General features: G+C 42.6%; 10 protein-coding genes and 1 pseudogene. 3 read left to right on the top strand and 8 right to left on the bottom strand.

The genetic code is table 11. The annotated features are described in order from the left end of the window. Nucleotides 1-5: 5 nt before the first annotated feature. The 5 genes from BJP37_RS14255 to BJP37_RS14275 form a co-directional block, all read right to left on the bottom strand. Nucleotides 6-914: an ABC transporter ATP-binding protein gene (locus BJP37_RS14255; RefSeq protein ID WP_075899681.1), complete on the bottom strand. Its 909-nt coding sequence runs from the start codon at nucleotides 912-914 to the stop codon at nucleotides 6-8. A 296-nt stretch (nucleotides 915-1,210) separates the two neighbouring features. Then, nucleotides 1,211-3,124 carry an asparagine synthase-related protein gene (locus tag BJP37_RS14260; RefSeq protein ID WP_075899683.1) on the bottom strand — a complete coding sequence of 638 codons (1,914 nt, stop codon included), beginning with the start codon at nucleotides 3,122-3,124 and terminating at the stop codon, nucleotides 1,211-1,213. 18 nt (nucleotides 3,125-3,142) lie between these two features. Beyond that, complete coding sequence (locus BJP37_RS14265) at nucleotides 3,143-3,871, bottom strand: lasso peptide biosynthesis B2 protein (protein ID WP_075899685.1); 729 nt, start codon at nucleotides 3,869-3,871, stop codon at nucleotides 3,143-3,145. Nucleotides 3,872-4,330: 459 nt separating this feature from the next. Further along, nucleotides 4,331-4,480, bottom strand: a complete 150-nt coding sequence (locus BJP37_RS39210; RefSeq protein ID WP_158069584.1) for a hypothetical protein — start codon at nucleotides 4,478-4,480, stop codon at nucleotides 4,331-4,333. Nucleotides 4,481-5,022: 542 nt separating this feature from the next. Then, a complete protein-coding gene (locus BJP37_RS14275; RefSeq protein WP_075899689.1) occupies nucleotides 5,023-9,372 on the bottom strand; it encodes a two-partner secretion domain-containing protein in 4,350 nt (1,449 codons plus the stop codon). A 613-nt stretch (nucleotides 9,373-9,985) separates the two neighbouring features. Between BJP37_RS14275 and BJP37_RS41080 the strand changes: the two genes are divergently transcribed. Continuing rightward, nucleotides 9,986-11,455, top strand: coding sequence for a putative Ig domain-containing protein (locus BJP37_RS41080; protein WP_075899691.1), 1,470 nt, complete (start codon nucleotides 9,986-9,988; stop codon nucleotides 11,453-11,455). Nucleotides 11,456-11,654: 199 nt separating this feature from the next. Here the strand turns inward: BJP37_RS41080 and BJP37_RS14285 are convergent, their stop codons facing one another. After that, entirely contained in the window at nucleotides 11,655-11,942 is a 288-nt protein-coding gene (locus BJP37_RS14285; protein WP_075899693.1) for a DUF433 domain-containing protein, read from the bottom strand. Between the two features lie 923 nt (nucleotides 11,943-12,865). Here BJP37_RS14285 and BJP37_RS14290 point away from each other — a divergent pair. Both BJP37_RS14290 and BJP37_RS14295 read left to right on the top strand, forming a co-directional pair. Beyond that, nucleotides 12,866-13,825 carry a hypothetical protein gene (locus BJP37_RS14290; protein WP_075899695.1) on the top strand — a complete coding sequence of 320 codons (960 nt, stop codon included), beginning with the start codon at nucleotides 12,866-12,868 and terminating at the stop codon, nucleotides 13,823-13,825. A 171-nt stretch (nucleotides 13,826-13,996) separates the two neighbouring features. Beyond that, nucleotides 13,997-14,482 (top strand): NINE protein, encoded by a 486-nt coding sequence (locus BJP37_RS14295; protein ID WP_075899697.1) that lies wholly within the window; start codon nucleotides 13,997-13,999, stop codon nucleotides 14,480-14,482. Nucleotides 14,483-14,945: 463 nt separating this feature from the next. Here BJP37_RS14295 and BJP37_RS14300 read toward each other — a convergent pair whose 3' ends face one another. Both BJP37_RS14300 and BJP37_RS14305 read right to left on the bottom strand, forming a co-directional pair. After that, the gene (locus BJP37_RS14300; protein WP_229415314.1) at nucleotides 14,946-15,494 is read right to left on the bottom strand and encodes a DUF29 family protein; all 549 of its coding nucleotides are present in this window, start codon (nucleotides 15,492-15,494) and stop codon (nucleotides 14,946-14,948) included. Nucleotides 15,495-15,696: 202 nt separating this feature from the next. Continuing rightward, nucleotides 15,697-16,102, bottom strand: a pseudogene (locus BJP37_RS14305) (DUF433 domain-containing protein). Nucleotides 16,103-16,537 lie beyond the last annotated feature (435 nt).

A 16,537-nucleotide genomic window follows, 5' to 3' on the forward strand; every position in this document is an offset into this window, starting at 1 on the left:
CTTTTCTATCCCACTAGTTTTAAGAATACTTTTGTTAAATCAGCTTCATCCTTTTTGACTTGCACCAAAGGCAAAGGATTGAGGATTTGCAACACTTGATAAAGACCTTCTGGTGTGCCAGGGTAAAGAATTTCTCCCTTTTGTACCACGCCACCTAATGCCTCCAGTTTGCGGAGTCGTAACTGGTCTAAGCAGCCTTCAATTGCGATCGCATAAGTGGACCCAGAAAACCGCTGGATAATCTGGCGAGTTGGTTCCAGAGCAATGATTTGACCTTGTTGAATAATAGCGACCTGGTCAGCAATTTCTTGAGCCACATTGAGTTGATGGGTGGTCAGTAGAATGGCGCAGCCTGCTTGTGCCATTTCTCGAACCATGGTTTTGACCCGCTGGCTGGCTTCTACGTCTAACCCTAAAGTGGGCTCATCTAGGAGCAGTAATCGGGGTTGATGAACCAAAGCAACAGCGATCGCTAATTTCTGTTGCATCCCCCGGGATAGTCCTTGTACAGGAGTGTGACGTTTGGACAACAGACCAAATCTGTCTAATAAGGCCAAACCCTGACGATGGGCGATTTTTTGGCTCAAGCCTCTTAATACTCCGAAATATTCCAGGTTTTCCTCGGGAGTCAAACGCCAGTAGAGGTTGCGATTACCTTCAAGAACCGCACCCACCAGCCGCCGTGCTTGGGGATGGCGATGGGGATCACGACCAGCTATTTTTACCGAACCCCGATCAGGTCGAATTAAACCGGCAATCATTTTAATGGAGGTCGTCTTACCTGCCCCATTGGAACCAAGAAAAGCCAGCACTTCCCCTGGCTCAATGGTTAAGGATAGCCCACGTACTGCTGCAACGATCTTTCCCCGCTGTCGGTAGTTTTTTTGGAGGTTATAAGCTTCTAGTGTGGTCATGGCTGTAATTTTGCTGACTCTTGGGATAGCGCTACGCGCAAGGCAATAGGCATGCTAGCAATAGCTGGTTATATATAGCTTTTGCGGCTTTTATAAATGTCCTAACCTTAATGTGTAGTGCTTTACGATATATTTTTTATCCTAATGAGGTGCAAATGATAGTTTACATCTTCCCTCACTTCCGCTCCTAGCAGGAATTAGGAGTTGTTTAATATTATTAACTTCACTGCTCCGAAGTCCCTACTCCCTGCTCCCTAAAAATCAAACATTTGTACCTCACCCACCCGAACATGATACTAACAAGTGATTTCGACTTGCCGATGTAGCTGGTGTACTTCCGTTGGTGCTTCTAGAGGTTGATGCTGTGCTGCCATCATTTGGTCGAACCAAGCGATGAGTGCCAATGTCGTGTTAATGTGATAGATTGCTTCCATATTTCCAATGCCAACGGCAGCCTGGCGCATAGCGTGAATCAGTTGCTGGGCCTCAAATATGCCTAATTCTTGGCTGGGGGAATTACGCACCATGAATTCTAAACAGGGTAAATGTTTAGACAAACCAAGCCAATAGATATCGTTAAATGTAGCTTTGTCACGTCTGGTGCGAATTGGTTCTGGCAGTATTCCCCGCATAGCTGTTTGCAGAACTGGCTTGGGCATACCAGGGATTTCTCTGAGGGCTGTGGGCAATTCTAGGCAGAAACTCAGCACGCGAGAATCAAGAAAAGGATGGGAGTTGTGCATACCTTGTGGTGCTGCCAGATACCATCGAGACCAATCACCTACGGAGGTTTGGAGAGACCACAAATCCACAGATAATTCAGCGGAACCACCGTATAGTCTTTGAGCATTTTGTTTGCCAATGGTCTGCATTTTGAAACATTGGGCAAATTCGGGCAATATCCAGGGAGGAATGGCAAATTTTCCGACCTTGGGCCAGCGTCCAAACCCACCCCGCCACCAGGTGCCAATAGTACCCACCATCAGCATCGGCAAAGCAGGCCCAATGCCGAATTGATAAAGGATTGACCAGATACTCTGGTTATTAGCCTGTGCCATGCGTTGGGCTTCGGAAAATGCTGCTAACCATTGACCTTGGCGCAACTGACTCGCCATACTCAGGCGTGTTCCTACCAGCAGTTCATCAGCTCCCATACCGGTTAAAATGGTATCGGCTCCCAGTTTATGGGCAGCTTCCACTAAAAGCTTTTCCATGGCTAGGTGGGATAGACCTGCATAGGGTTCGTCATGGTAAGGGATGTCATCATTGAACCAGCGAAAGACCAGGGCGTCGTCAGCATCGATGAAGTGAGGGACAATCGGTCCACCCTGTTCTAGCACCATCTCGGCGTATGCTCGCTCACCAGCCAAGCTAGGACGTTTGTAAACTGCTGTTAGGGTGTCTAACTGGGGTTTGCCTACCCCAGACAACATCCAATCCCGGGCGAGACAAACGACACTGGAAGAATCCATTCCCCCGGATAGGTGGGCAGCAATTTGCCCTCGCTCCATTCGTTGTTTAACCGCTTGCCGCAACAGATGGGCGTAGTGTTCCCCTGCTGACTCTAGGGTAAGGCTGTTGTTGTGGTGTTGTTTTGCTGCCCAATCCCACCAACGGTAGGTTTCTACCTTTCCGGTAGCAGTAATTGTCAGTATTGTGCCAGGAAGTACACGGTTGATGCCCGTGAATGCTGTTTCCTCAGTTGGTAGCTCGAGAGCGGGAGAGGGCAACATCAGAAATTGGGCGAGAAAGTCAAGGTTGAAGGGTTTATTGGGGAGCAAATCTAGGAGGGGTAGGATACTAGTGCTAAGAGCTAGCTTTGTTCCTGTGTTGAGCCAGAATAACTGCCAGGAACCAAGGGGGTCACGCAGGGCGAACAGCCGTTGTAATTCCCCATCCCACACCACCAGAGAAAACTCTCCCTCTAATTGTTCTAGACCTTGGCGACCGAAATGACTATACACTGCTAGGGCAATTGCTGCGTCTGATGTACAGTTTTGAGTTATGGACTGGGGTAACTTGGCGAGAAGTTCATCCTGATAACATAAGTGCCCCATCAGTACAGCGGCAGTTCTTGATCGATAATTGCGGGCAAAGGTTACTAAAGGCGATCGCATTACATGGTCTCGGTTAGATGGAAATACCCGAAATTCCACATCCCCATCCAAACCAGTATCCAAACCAGTAAAAACATCGAATCCTACTCTCATCACTTTCTCCTTAATAGTTCAGCTATACCGTGCCACTGGGGTAAACATCTGGCAGTGCAATTGGTCATCGGTCACAATCTCTGAGCCACACTCTACCCAAGCATGTCCCTCGAAAGGATACAAACTGATGCCAATTACCAGTTCTGCTGGCAGACCGAAAGTTGTCCTAAGGATTTGCCAACCCACAAGGGCTCGCTCTTTGCACGCCATTGGCAGTAACATGTGTTTTGCTGCCGCTGACCGCACCACAGCATCAACTGCTGCCAGTGCTTTCTCCCAATTTTCCGGGGGGGTATTGGGTGCTATGGAAGGTTGCCAACGTCGCCATAACTTGATAGTTCTCGTCCAACCTAAAGTCCGAATGCTAATCCATGCTAGGGTTAGCAGCAGGGAAGTGGTAAAATGAGATGGCGGTACAGGCTGGTAGGATTGGGGGAGTTGACACACAAGTAGTTGCTGACGTTCCAAATCCTGCAAAAGCTTCTTTACATCCGCAAGCACCTGGCCTTCTGGGACTCCATATTCACCAGCTAGGCAACGTGCTGCCGTTTCTAGACCTTGCTCAAGGACAAGCATTAACATCTTGGTACCGATGGCATCGAGTCCATAAAACCTGCCGCGATTGAGACCCAATACTCGTGCAACCCCATCTTGAAGAACTAAAATTACATCCTTTTGGAGACGATAGAGTCCGTTTGTTTCAGTAATTACGGTAGGGACGAATTCCTGTAGGGCTAAGTTGGTCATATCCCTTATCCTGATGATTTTTGAGTAATTGACTTGACCAAGAGAAGATTAAATTTACTGGTCATATATTTGGCTTTGCTGATTATGGGTATGGTTTTGCCCCCCTAGCCCCCCAATTTTGGGGGGAACAAGACTTTCAAAGTCCCCCAAAATTGGGGGATTTAGGGGGCTTGACCAAAACCAGATGATTGCGCATTCATTCCTTGATTCAGCAACGCCATATATTTTAGGTAAACAGGCAGTTTGAGATAATTTATACAATCTGCCTGTTTTCTTGATTTGCTCACAATTTAGGAACTAAACTTTAATAAGTTGAGCCTCCTATCCGGACTAGATAGGATATAATCGGATATATAGGAACTAATTTGCTCAACTTATTTTGGTGTCATTCCTTAACAGCTACTTTTGTTTAGGAGCGTTGATGCTTTCAATACTCTACATTAGTAGCTGATGGACTCCTTACCGGCAGAAAAAGAAGCACCGCCAGAAAAACCAGTCGAACCGAGGTCCAAACCAATAGCGCTGCACTTTATCAAAGTTGCCTAGATCGTACAGTTCAGGTGCAATATAGCCGGAGGTATTGGTCGATGCTAGAGTTTGTGCTTTCATGGTTACTCTCCTATTCAATCAATTAGTTAGTTGTGATCAGTTACAATTAGTGTATTGACATTTGACAATTGACTAACCGTTCCTGATACTTCATAGATTAAAGCCAATTTCTAGGTAATTCATTCACCTTTTATGAATTCAAATATACAGAAAACTGTATTGCAATTGTGATCAGGAGTGAGGTACACAATTTTGGGATTTTAGGGAACAGGGAGCAGGGAACAGGGAACAGGGAATAGGGAACAGGGAGTGGGTTGTTCGGGCGCGGGGAGAGAGGGAGTGGGAAAAAATCTTGTGTACTTCATAACTATGAGAAACGCTAGAATAACCCCGAATTTTAAAAAAATCGGGGTTCTACGTCTTTCAGAATTCCTCTAGCGCTTTTTAGCCTAATGAGGTACACAGGATTTTTTCCGTGTTACCTTTTGTCTGTTCCCTCTTTTATCTTCCCTGTTCCCTGTTCCCTGTTCCCTGTTCCCTGTTCCCTGTTCCCTAAAACCCAGGATTATGTACCTCACCTAATTGAAAACAGCTAGATTTTATCAACACTCTCGACTCATTACCAACTGTCCATCTTCGAGGGGATACACCCCTGTTGGTTCCATAATTGGGTCGCCTTTTTTCCAAGAAGAGGTATGAGGTGTAACACCTTGTACCGTTCCGGTGGGATAGGGTGAAACATATGGATCCCCTGGACGGTTGGGTAAGCCTCCGGAACCTGTAATCACAAATGTGCCTTCAACCTTATTACTGCGGGCTATGCAACTATTCAAGATCAGGGCGTTAGTATCAATGGGGTTTTGCTGTAATTCCGTCAGGCTATTTTGAATCAAGGTAGTGTCGGGTAAGGTGATCACTCCAGATACCGCACCACTGGCATTAATATCGACGCGGTTGTTACCATCAAGGGTAGCTGGGTCTGTGCCTTTCGGAGCGGGTTGGTAATTTTCACCAAAGAAGGCTGGGGTGTTAAGTTTGATGTCACCACCTTTACCATCACGAGCAAATGCTAGGATATCGCTGTCATCAAAAGCAATAATGGAGTTGGCGGTAAGCTTAATGTCACCACCACCACCGGCACCAGTGAAGACGTTGGTACGGATGTCGCTGTCACCGAAAAGGCGGATGTCTTCAGAGGTAATGGTGATCTTACCTCCCCCTGCTTGTTGGGCTGTGGTAATGACTTTACCATTATTGCCATGGAAGCCTTGATTGGTATTGATGGTAATATTCCCTGCTTTACCTGTGCCTTCACTTTGGGCAGAGATGCGAGCGTTATTGTTAACAGAGAGGGAATTTGCGTGAAGATTAATTGTACCTCCATTTCCGGTACCTCGAGTTCGAGCAAACAAACTACTCCTAACTTGTTCATTGGTGCTGGTGCCACTAATTTCCACAGAATCCCGAGCAATAACAGTTAGGTTTCCCCCCTTGCCCTGGCTGTTTGGATGAGTGCTAACGGATACAACTCCCCCATCTTTGATAACTAACCGCCCGGTGTCAATTGTTAAATTTCCAGCGTCTCCTGCACCAAATGTATCAGTGCCTAAGGCGCTGAAGAATAAACTGTTTGCTGAACTACCACTAACTTCCACAAAATTAGGAGCTGTTATTGTTAAACTACCTCCTTTGCCCTGATTGTTAGTAACTGCTAATATGGCTGCCCCATCACGGACAATTAACTTATCGGTTGTGACTTTAATTTCCCCACCATTACCAGTTCCTAAAGTCCCAGCAGACAAACCACTGATAGATTGTTCATTGGTGGTGGTGCCACTAATTTCCACAGCATCCCGAGCAATAACAGTTAGGTTTCCCCCCTTGCCCTGGCTGTTTAGACGAGTGCCAACGGATACAAATCCCCCATCTTTGATAACTAACCGCCCGGTGTCAATTGTTAAATTTCCAGCATCTCCTGCACCGAAAGTTTCAGTTCTTAAGGTGCTGAACAATAAACTGTTTACTGAACTACCACTAACTTCCACAAAATCCGAAGCTGTGACTGTTAAACTGCCCCCTTTGCCCTGATTGTTAGTAACTGCTAATATGGCTGCCCCATCACGTACAATTAACTTATCGGTTGTGACTTTAATTTCTCCAGCATCACCAGTTCCGTTAGTCGCAGCAAACAAAGCACTGATAAATTGTTCATTGGTGGTGGTGCCACTAATTTCCACAGAATCCCGAGCAATAACAGTTAGGTTTCCCCCCTTGCCCTGGCTATTTGGACGAGTGCCAACGGATACAAAGCCCCCATCTTTGACAACTAATTTATTAGTGTCAATTGTTAAATTTCCAGCATCTCCTGCACCGAAAGTATCAGTTCCTAAGTATGAACTACCACTAACTTCCACAAAATTAAGAGCTGTTATTGTTAAACTACCCCCTTTGCCCTGATTGCTGGTAGTTGCTAATATTTCTGCCCCATCACGGACAATTAATTTATCTGTTATGACTTTAATTTCTCCAGCATCACCAGTTCCGTCAGTTTGAGCAGACAAAAAACTACTAACTTGTTCATTGGTGGTGGTGCCACTAATTTCCACAGAATCCCGAGCAATAACAGTTAGGTTTCCCCCCTTGCCCTGGCTATTTGGACGAGTGCCAACGGATACAAAGCCCCCATCTTTGACAACTAATTTATTAGTGTCAATTGTTAAATTTCCAGCATCTCCTGCACCGAAAGTATCTGTTACTAAGCCACTGACAAATAAACTGTTTGCTGAACTACCACTAATTTCCACAAAATCAGAAGCTGTTATTGTTAAACTGCCCCCTTTACCCTGATTGTTGGTAATCGCTGATATTACTGCCCCATCACGGACAATTAACTTATCGGTTGTGACTTGAATTTCCCCAGCATCACCAGTTCCTTGAGTACGAGCAAACAAACCACTGATAGATTTTTCATTTGTGCTGGTGCCACTAATTTCCACAGAATTAGGGGCTGTTATTGTTAAACTGCCCCCTTTGCCCTGATTGTTGGTAGTTGCTGATATTCTTGCCCCATCACGGACAATTAACTTATCGGTTGTGACTTTAATTTCCCCACCATCACCAGTTCCTCCAGTCGAAGCAAACAAACCACTACTAACTTGTTCATTGGTGCTGGTGCCACTAATTTCCACAGAATCCCGAGCAATAACAGTTAATTTTCCTCCCTTGCCCTGGCTGTTTGAAAGAGTCTCAACGGATACAACTCCCCCATCTTTAACAACTAAGCGCCCGGTGTCAATTGTTAAATTTCCAGCATCTCCTCCACCTAAGTTTATTGTGTATAAAGCGCTGCGAATACCATTGACTGATTCTCCAGTGATTTTGACGGATTCAGAAGCAATAATTGTTAAATCACCTGAATTAGCTTTCCCGACATTTTCGGAATTAGTTGTACTAATTAAAGGAAGTAAAAAAGGATTAAAACCATTTGTAAATATAGCTGAGCCATTTTCAATATTCAATTTTTTTGTCTCAATAAAAATAGAGCCTCCAGTTCCAGCACCGAAGGATGATGTGCTCATACTGTTATTTAAATCTACAGCATTTACAGCCATTAAACTGTTATTTAAATTTACAGAGTTAGTTGATTTAATTATTATTAATAATGCATTTTTTTGCTCTGCAAAAGTACTAATAAGTATAGTGCTATTTTGGAGATTTAATTCTTTAGTTTCAATCGAAATATTGCCGCCAATTTTTATTTGTTTTTCATCTCCTATTCCCATCTCATTAGATATTCCAGCACGTTCGAATATATTCACAAAATCCTTAGCTTTTAAGCTAATATTCCCTGTTCTTCCTGATGCAAGAATAGAACTAGTGAAAATAAAAGAATTTTCTTGAGCTGTAAAGCTACCAGTATCAATTGTAATATCTCCAGTTTTTCCTGTACCAGAAGTAGTAGAAGCAACACGAGAGTTTCCGGCAAGCTCTAATTTCTCAGCACGGATAACAATCTCACCACTATCTTGATTTACAGTCCTTGAATCAATCCTTGAAGCTCCGGTGAGACTAACCCTATTACCTTCTAGGCGAATATTGCCAGCAGGATCGCCATTAACATTAATTGCAGCACCATTATCAAGCACTACATTTGCTCTTGCTACGTTAGCTGGGTAACTCAATTGCAGATTATTTTCATCCACATTTAACCCAACTGTTCCCGTTTCCGCCAAGCCTCCTAATTCAACTCGCCCACTAGGAGCCTGTAAAATCCCACCTTCCAAGCGCACATCGTTACCTAGTAACAGTATACTCTTACCAGTCAAAACACTTAGTCCATTGACACTTAGTCCATTAACAGAACTTCCCAATACCGTACTTGTTGCTCTGGAACGGTTAACGATTTGCCCTTGACTGTTGACAGCATTAAAAAACAATGCAGAGGGGTTAACGGAAAGTAAATTACTTCCTTCAGGTTCCGTTGCACTAAAAAAACCCTGCTCACCAAAGGCAATCCCATCGGCTGTCGTTGCTACAAAGGAACCTCCCACATCCAAACTGGCATTTCTACCAAACACAATCCCATTGGGATTAATTAGAAATAAATTTGGTTGGGAACTGCCAAAAGTCCCTAGGGTTCCCAAAATATCAGAACGGTTATTTCCGGTAACTCGCGTCAAAATATTCTGGATTTCTGGATTTGGACTGGAAAAATACGCCCCTCTGCCCTCGCTGACATTAAATTCCCGAAAGCTGTGGAACAGGTTAATTCCTCGCTCGGCTCCACCCAAAATTACTTCTACAGGTAATCCTTGAAAATTTTCGATAACTTGGGAAGATTCAGCCCCAAGGGAATTGTCAGGTATGATATTACTCTGAGCTAAAGATGGATTAATGGACAATCCCTGAAGCGAAGTTATACCAAAAAGTGCTAACCAGTAAATACCCTTCACTGCTCATTCCTCCCCTGATCTGGAAATTTATACTATAGCAAGGGGAGTATAGTTTAGGACATAGTCTTTGGGTTGAAGATCCTAATCCCAAAGCGCGACGGTCTTCTAGCAATTTTCACTTGCTACCATCACAGCGCAGTAGAGCTAAGGGAGACTAATGCAGTGGGGATCAGCTTTGTCTATACTCCATTCAACGGTCTGTGAGGTGCGGGTAGGAATCAACCAATAAACAAGATATATTATCAATAACGGAAGCAGTAAAGGTAATTGATAATTACTGAAACCCTTATCTATCAAGATATACGAGCTTTTAAATCAAAAAAAATATCTAAAAAGCCTAAACTCCTATAAAATTAGAATTTGGGCAAAATTTAATATCTGCATAGCCTTTCACCATACTTTAGCTACGGTTTCCGCAAAGGGAACCATGGAGTTACTTACAGCAAAAAACAACAGGGCTACTTAACCGTAGTACCGGATTAATTTGTAAACCATTAGTTGGAGGTGCAGCGGAAAGGGGCTGAGTGGGCTAAGAGGGGGTTCACACCTTGAAAGCTCCGTCCTAACTCTCACCCTCAGGGTGTAAGTGGTGTATTCTGCTGCGAAATTTTCGATGAAAAAAATCCGTATTTTTCTGTGGGCGGCACTATTGTCTGGTGCTATGCTCATGATTCCACAGCCAGCTCAGGCGATTGAAAGCATAATCGAGCCGGTCAGTCACTTTGATACTGGCACAGAGGCTTGGAGCGTTGTTGACGTCAATGATCAAGCATTTGACCCCGAACAGTCTAGAATCTGTGGATTCATCACTGGTGGCTACATTCGTAATGATGATCAAGTCGGTGATGGACCCTACGATTACGTTGCTCCCGAGAAGTTTCTTGGTGACAAATCCAGTTTTTTCAATGGAAACCTCAGGTTTGCTGTTGAGGTTAATTTGGAAAATAGCGATGAGATTACCGAGGATATCAATAGTTTAAATAACAGTTTAATAAATGGTTTAACCATAAGTGGTGGTGGTTTGGAACTACAGAACCATGTATCGACGCCCACTATAGACCAATGGACTCCCTACACCATACCCCTTAATGCAGAGGGTGGATGGATAAAAACCGACAGCAATGAAGCAGCGACGAATTTAGAGATAATGCAAGTCCTGACAGATTTGGATTATTTAAAGATTAATGGCGATTGGTTCACAAATACCAACAAAGACCGTTCCAGTCTCGATGAAGTTCGCTGGGAAACCTGTGGATCTCTCTACGTCTATGAAGCCCCAAATAATTCTGCCCCTGTGGTGGCTAATCCCATTGGCGCTCAAAGCATTAACGAGAATGAGCCTTTTACCCTGACAATTGGGGAAGCAACATTTAGCGATCGCGATGGAGATAGTCTGAGCTTTAGTGCAACCATACCGAGCTGGTTAAATTTTGATGGCACTACCTTCAGTGGTACTCCCAGTAGCGATGACATTGGCACAACCACAATTACTGTAACAGCCTCTGACGAGCTATGCAAAACCGTCAGCAATGCCTTTGAAATTCAGGTTAACCATGTTCCCGTGCCTACTGAAATAGCCAATTCAGTAGAGGATTTTTCTGATACTCAAGGAGAGCATAACTGGTTCTATGGCTACTACGATGGTTCCCTGACCAGTGCTGATTTCCATGAAATGCAGGAATACACTAAGGGCTCCTGGAAAGTGAAGCAAGGAAAATACTGGACTGAGCTATCTAACACTATTGCTCATCCCAACGGTCCGAAAACCACCGGTAGACGGAAAAGGGTTGAGCAGTGGGGAGTTCGTCGCTGGGTTAGTGACATTGAAGGGGAAGTTACCTTCAAGGGTCACCTCGCCAAGAAAGACAGTCGTACTGCCAGCGATGGTGTGATTGCCTATATCTTTGTTGATGGTACTAAAATCTGGTCTGACGCAATCCATGGCAATGATGCTGTTGGGGTTTATTTTACTGTATCGAGCACGGTTGAAAAGGGCTCGGTAGTTGACTTTGCCCTGGCACCTGGCAATAGCGACTTTTTTGATAAGAGCACATTCACGATTAGCATCATTGGTTTGTTGTAGAGCCTAAGCGGTCAGCGGTCAGCGGTCAGCGGTCAGCGGTCAGCGGTCAGCGATCAGCCGTCAGCGGTTATGGGAGTCAGGAAATTAAGTACTGACTCCCTTGGCACCAGCTAATTCTATTTTTAGTTAATAGCTTGATTGATCAACAGCGCGATGGCGAAGCGGTTCCAAAGGAACATCGCGTTTTTTTAGTTCACGATCAACCTAAAATAGACTTTACAGATGGATGCACTAATTTATCAGGAACTTGGTTTGGCTCAATGTATTCATTAATCTCCCCCTGATTGTCAAGATAGAAACTTAAGGCATCAAATACTTGCGCCAGAGTCAAATGAGTGAGATGGTTTAGAATTTCTTCTGGCATAATACCCAAGCGCCATAAACCAACAATAGCACGCACAGATGTCCGAGTGCCGATGATGATTGGTTCTCCGTTCAAAATTTCCGGATTACGAGTAACGTAGCGCGAGATCGTTTTAGCAGTCATAAGGCTCTTTGCTTTGGGAAACCAGTGCTATGTCTAATTTACCAATAAGATTTCAGGTAAGCATATGCGCGTAGCGCACGCTAGGCGAACAGCGGTCAGCGGTCAGCGGTCAGCTGACGTTAGCACAAGCTAATTCTATTGTTCGTTCATAGCTTGATTCAGCAACAGCGCCTACGCGAAGCGGTTCCAAAGGAACATCGCGTTTTCTTAGTTCACTGTTTGGTTATCTGGTTTTAGGATTTGGGCTTGGTGGTGATGATGCGTTCGCTACAGCTAACTTCTCACCTCTCCCTATTTGTATTGATAGTTTCATCAAATTTATTTTGATTTAGCAATGAGTATTTAGACTTACTTTTAATTGTATAAATGAGTTGTAAAACTAGAGTGTGATTTTTTCTAAACTAAAAAACTCTGTATTCCTTACTGCTCTTAGCTATGCGGAGTTTTAGGTTTCCTAAACCTTGGGATTATTTGTTCACATCTCAAATATAAATACTAGATTAATCTTAATTTACTTCATGTAGCTTCGGTAGTGCTTCAGACCACTTCATTGACTGCTCATGCCCTACTTTATACTTCCTACTTACTAGGACAAAAATCCCTTAAATCCTTTACTCATAAGCTGTTCGAAATTATCTATTATCAAAGTATTTATGATAAAAACTCATAAATGTAAAGCTTTGATGAATTTAACTTAGACTAACTAAAATTGTTAGAATTGTGTGTAATACTGGTTTGGTAAAGTAAATCAGATATCAATAACGAATTGATTGGTATTATCTCTACCAATCTCAAGCCCTAATTTTCTTGACATCTACCATTACTGAAGAACTGAGCAACTCCATTATTGATTTCTGATAATACCAAAAAATAACTAGTTTAAGGTAGCTATAAATAATCTCAAGTTAAGGTCAATAAAGCAAATGATCAAAAATAGCTTAACCGAAGAACAATTCCAAGGATTAGTAGAACGGCTTTCCAAACGTAAAAATGAGCTGGAAGGCAGAATCACCATTGAAACGGTTAAGGATAGTTTAAGGGAATTAGGACTATCCGATCTACTTCTTGAAAATGATATTGATGAGGTTTGTAAACAAATGAATAGAGAATTGAAAATGCGGCAATGGACAAACTATTTTAAGTTTGCCTTAATCCTAATGATTTTGACAGCACCATTATCTGCCTTTGGAGGGTATAAACTCCGAGAAGTTATTGTGGCTAAATTTCCGGAATTCGTAGGACTAACTAATGATGAGTCTTTACAATCAAGGGAGCTGAAACTACAAGTCAAAGACCTCCAAGATAAAGTCAAGGATTTGGAAACAGACAAGGATAAACTAAACGAAAGAATCGAAGACCTCAAGACTGAAAATAAAACGCTTAAAAATCTTGGTAAGCCTGACACAATATCGCAAGCTACGAGAACTTCAGTAATTACTGAATCTAAACCGACTCCAGTTTCATCCCAATCAGTTGAGCTGTCAGGTATTATCTATGAATTGAAAAGTTGCCAAAAATCCTACAATGTAAATTCAAGTACTCAATCCATAATTTGCGCTATCTTAATCACAAGTACCAAAGAAAATGTTAAATTGCATTTGTATTCCAACCACCGTGAGGGAAGAAGTAGACTACTTGACCAAGGGAAAGAATATGTAGCCACAAAAGTTGAATTGGGGACATATAGTAATAACCGTTATGGTTATGTCAACAATAGCTTAATTAAGGATATACCAATAGAAGCTATTATTACTTTTAAGGGAGTTTCACTAGATGTCAAACAGATAGATGTCCTCCAATTTATAAATCATTTGAAAAGCTCTTATTACACTGGTTTTATCAATACTGAGTTACGGAATGTGTCGGTTACTCCAGAAAAATAGAAACTATTTAATTTACAACTAGGTTATGAAAAATAAGCCAGATTTTAATAACCTCAAAAACTATGCGGGCTCTGCCAACACTGGCTACCGATAACATGAGGGCAAGCCCGCCCCTAACGCACCCTACGAACTAATTAACGAGCAGATATTTAGATAAGGAGTAGTTCAATCATGAGAAAAACTGAAATAGCTTACCTTTTATGGCTTACCTGTTTATTAGGTTTTTTCGGCGTCCACCGTTTTTACACTGGTAAGTACGTTAGTGGAACCATCTGGTTATTTACATTTGGTTTTTTTGGATTTGGGCAACTTGTAGATTTAGCTATGATACCAGGAATGGTTGAAGAGAAAAATCTTAAGTATAGGACGCTCTATGGCGGCGCACAACCAAACAACCAGGTCACTCCGCAGGTTGTTGTCAACGTCGCAGATGTAATTGCTCCAAGTGCCGATAACCAAAAGGTCAAGAATGACACCCAACTTATCCTTCAAGTCGCAAAGGATAATGGTGGTAACATATCTGTAGCTGATTGCGTACTTGCTACAGGAAAGCCAGTTGAAGAGATCAAAGAGATGCTTAATACTATGTGTAAGCAAGAGCTAATAATGGTAGATAATCACCCCGATACTGGAGCAATTATCTACAAAGTTATATAATAAAATTAACTATAAAATTGTAAGTATTCAGCCGTCAGCTATCAGCTATCAGTTATCAGTTATCAGGCGCTTTAACTGCATGGGGTCGGATTAGTAAAACGAGCAGGGATTTCCAACCAGTCGTATCAGCATCCACCAGCTTGTTTACTATCTCCCGTTGATTAGGTGATGGCTAACTGCTTATAGCTGAATGCTTACATATAGCGTTTCTAGGACTCATAAGCTACAAAGGGATCCCCCTAAATCCCCCTTAAAAAGGGGGACTTTGAGGTTGAGCAGTGTACCTCATACATGGAATAAACGCTATAACATTAATTTTATTGTGGGCAGTGCATCAGACCAATTGAAAAGCTGACTATCCTAAAGGTAAGCACTGCCCACCCTACATCTACTAAAATTAATGCTGTACAAGTAACATTATGATATTTAACTAACAAAATGTTCTGAATGCGGCCTCTTCCCACTATTCCCTGTTCCCAGATCCGCTGTTCCCTCTTACAGACTCTTTATTTAGCAGAACAAATACGTTAGATCCAGTTAAATAATCATCTAAAACTGCTGGCAGTTCTTTAGCTGAATAGCGGTAAGTCAGACTAAGTAAACTATTTGCAGTCAAAATCAGCTGTGGTTTATCCAGCCTCTGGGAAAGTTGAGACCGCCTTAATTCTCCATTGAAAACTTCCAGACTAGCAGGAGCGATCGCTGCTTCTAGTGCTTCCTCTAACCTGGGCTGCCATTGATCAGGCTTAATATAATAGGAGGTCTTATTATCTTTGAGATTAAGCTTTTTAATTTCCAGAATTGAACTGGCAATTGAAGCTGCCCAAGAATTGGTTAAACGCTCCTCTACTTGGTTTTTAATTAAGTGGATAAATAGCCTAACTAGGAACGAATCAATATTACGCAAAATTGCCTGTTTACTCATCCCTTCTAATTCATCGACAATTGCTAAAGCATCTGCGTATCGTCCTTCTACAATGCTAGTTTTGAGGTCTATAAGTTCTTGTGTCATAGGTAAGGTAATTGTTAGGGAGTAGGGAGTAGGGAGTAGGGAGTAGGGAGTAGGGAGTAGGGAGTAGGGAGTAGGGAGTAGGGAGTAGGGAGTAGGGAGTAGGGAGTAGGGAGTAGTTAATTCAGAAGAGGTAATTTTGATAACATTAGTGTGATCAAGATTTAAAGTAGAGGCATAAAACTAATTTGGTCTTGATATTCATCTAACTAGCCTCTATTGTTTTAGTCTGGTTTTGATAGGTAGCCTCTTTTTCAGCTTTAAACTGTCGGATTTTTTCAAGAAAAGGAGGAGGAGTTTTACGCTGTTGATCGCGCATTTTATGACTCCACGCCAACCAGTCAGCAATATAAGCGATGCAGCGCGGTCTTGGGGGTTTCCCCCATGAGCGACTGCATCAAGACAGCGCTCACGGAAACTTTGTTGTGTAAATAGTATAAAATTGTGGCATAAACCTGTTCTAGTGTTACCGTCCTATATCGTTCTGCAATGGCTTCTGGTGTCTGGGCACGATGGATATAGTGATAGAGAATATGTTCTATCCCAATTCGTGTTCCTTTAATGCGAATATCATCGGGTGCTAAAAAATCAAAGTAATCTTCTAATTGCATTAGTAAATTGAGGGAGTAGGGAGTAGGGAGTAGGGAGTAGGGAGTAGGCAACCAGGAAAAAATATTGTGTACGTGATTAGGCTATAATCAGCTATTATATATAATACGTGGTGATAATGCGTAGGCTACTTGCAAAAATTATACCCTAATTCAACAACACCTGGTATTTGACTATGGTAATTATTGTTTTTGAACCAAATACCGAGGAGATTTTACCAAAAAAATTGGGTTTAAAGCCCCGTCCTTCTAGGACGGCTTTTTTTTTAAACTTTTTATTGACAGTTTGTACTAGGTGTGCTACTATATAATTGTAAACAATAGACTTTTCAACTAGATAGATACTATCTAACCATAAGTAGGCAACGTAAAAAATATGTCTGAGATACATATTGCGTAATTTAGTCTAGCGATGCAGCGCGGTCTTGGGGGTTTCCC

Origin of the sequence: Moorena bouillonii PNG (assembly GCF_001942495.1) — a bacterium.
GTDB lineage: Bacteria > Cyanobacteriota > Cyanobacteriia > Cyanobacteriales > Coleofasciculaceae > Moorena > Moorena bouillonii.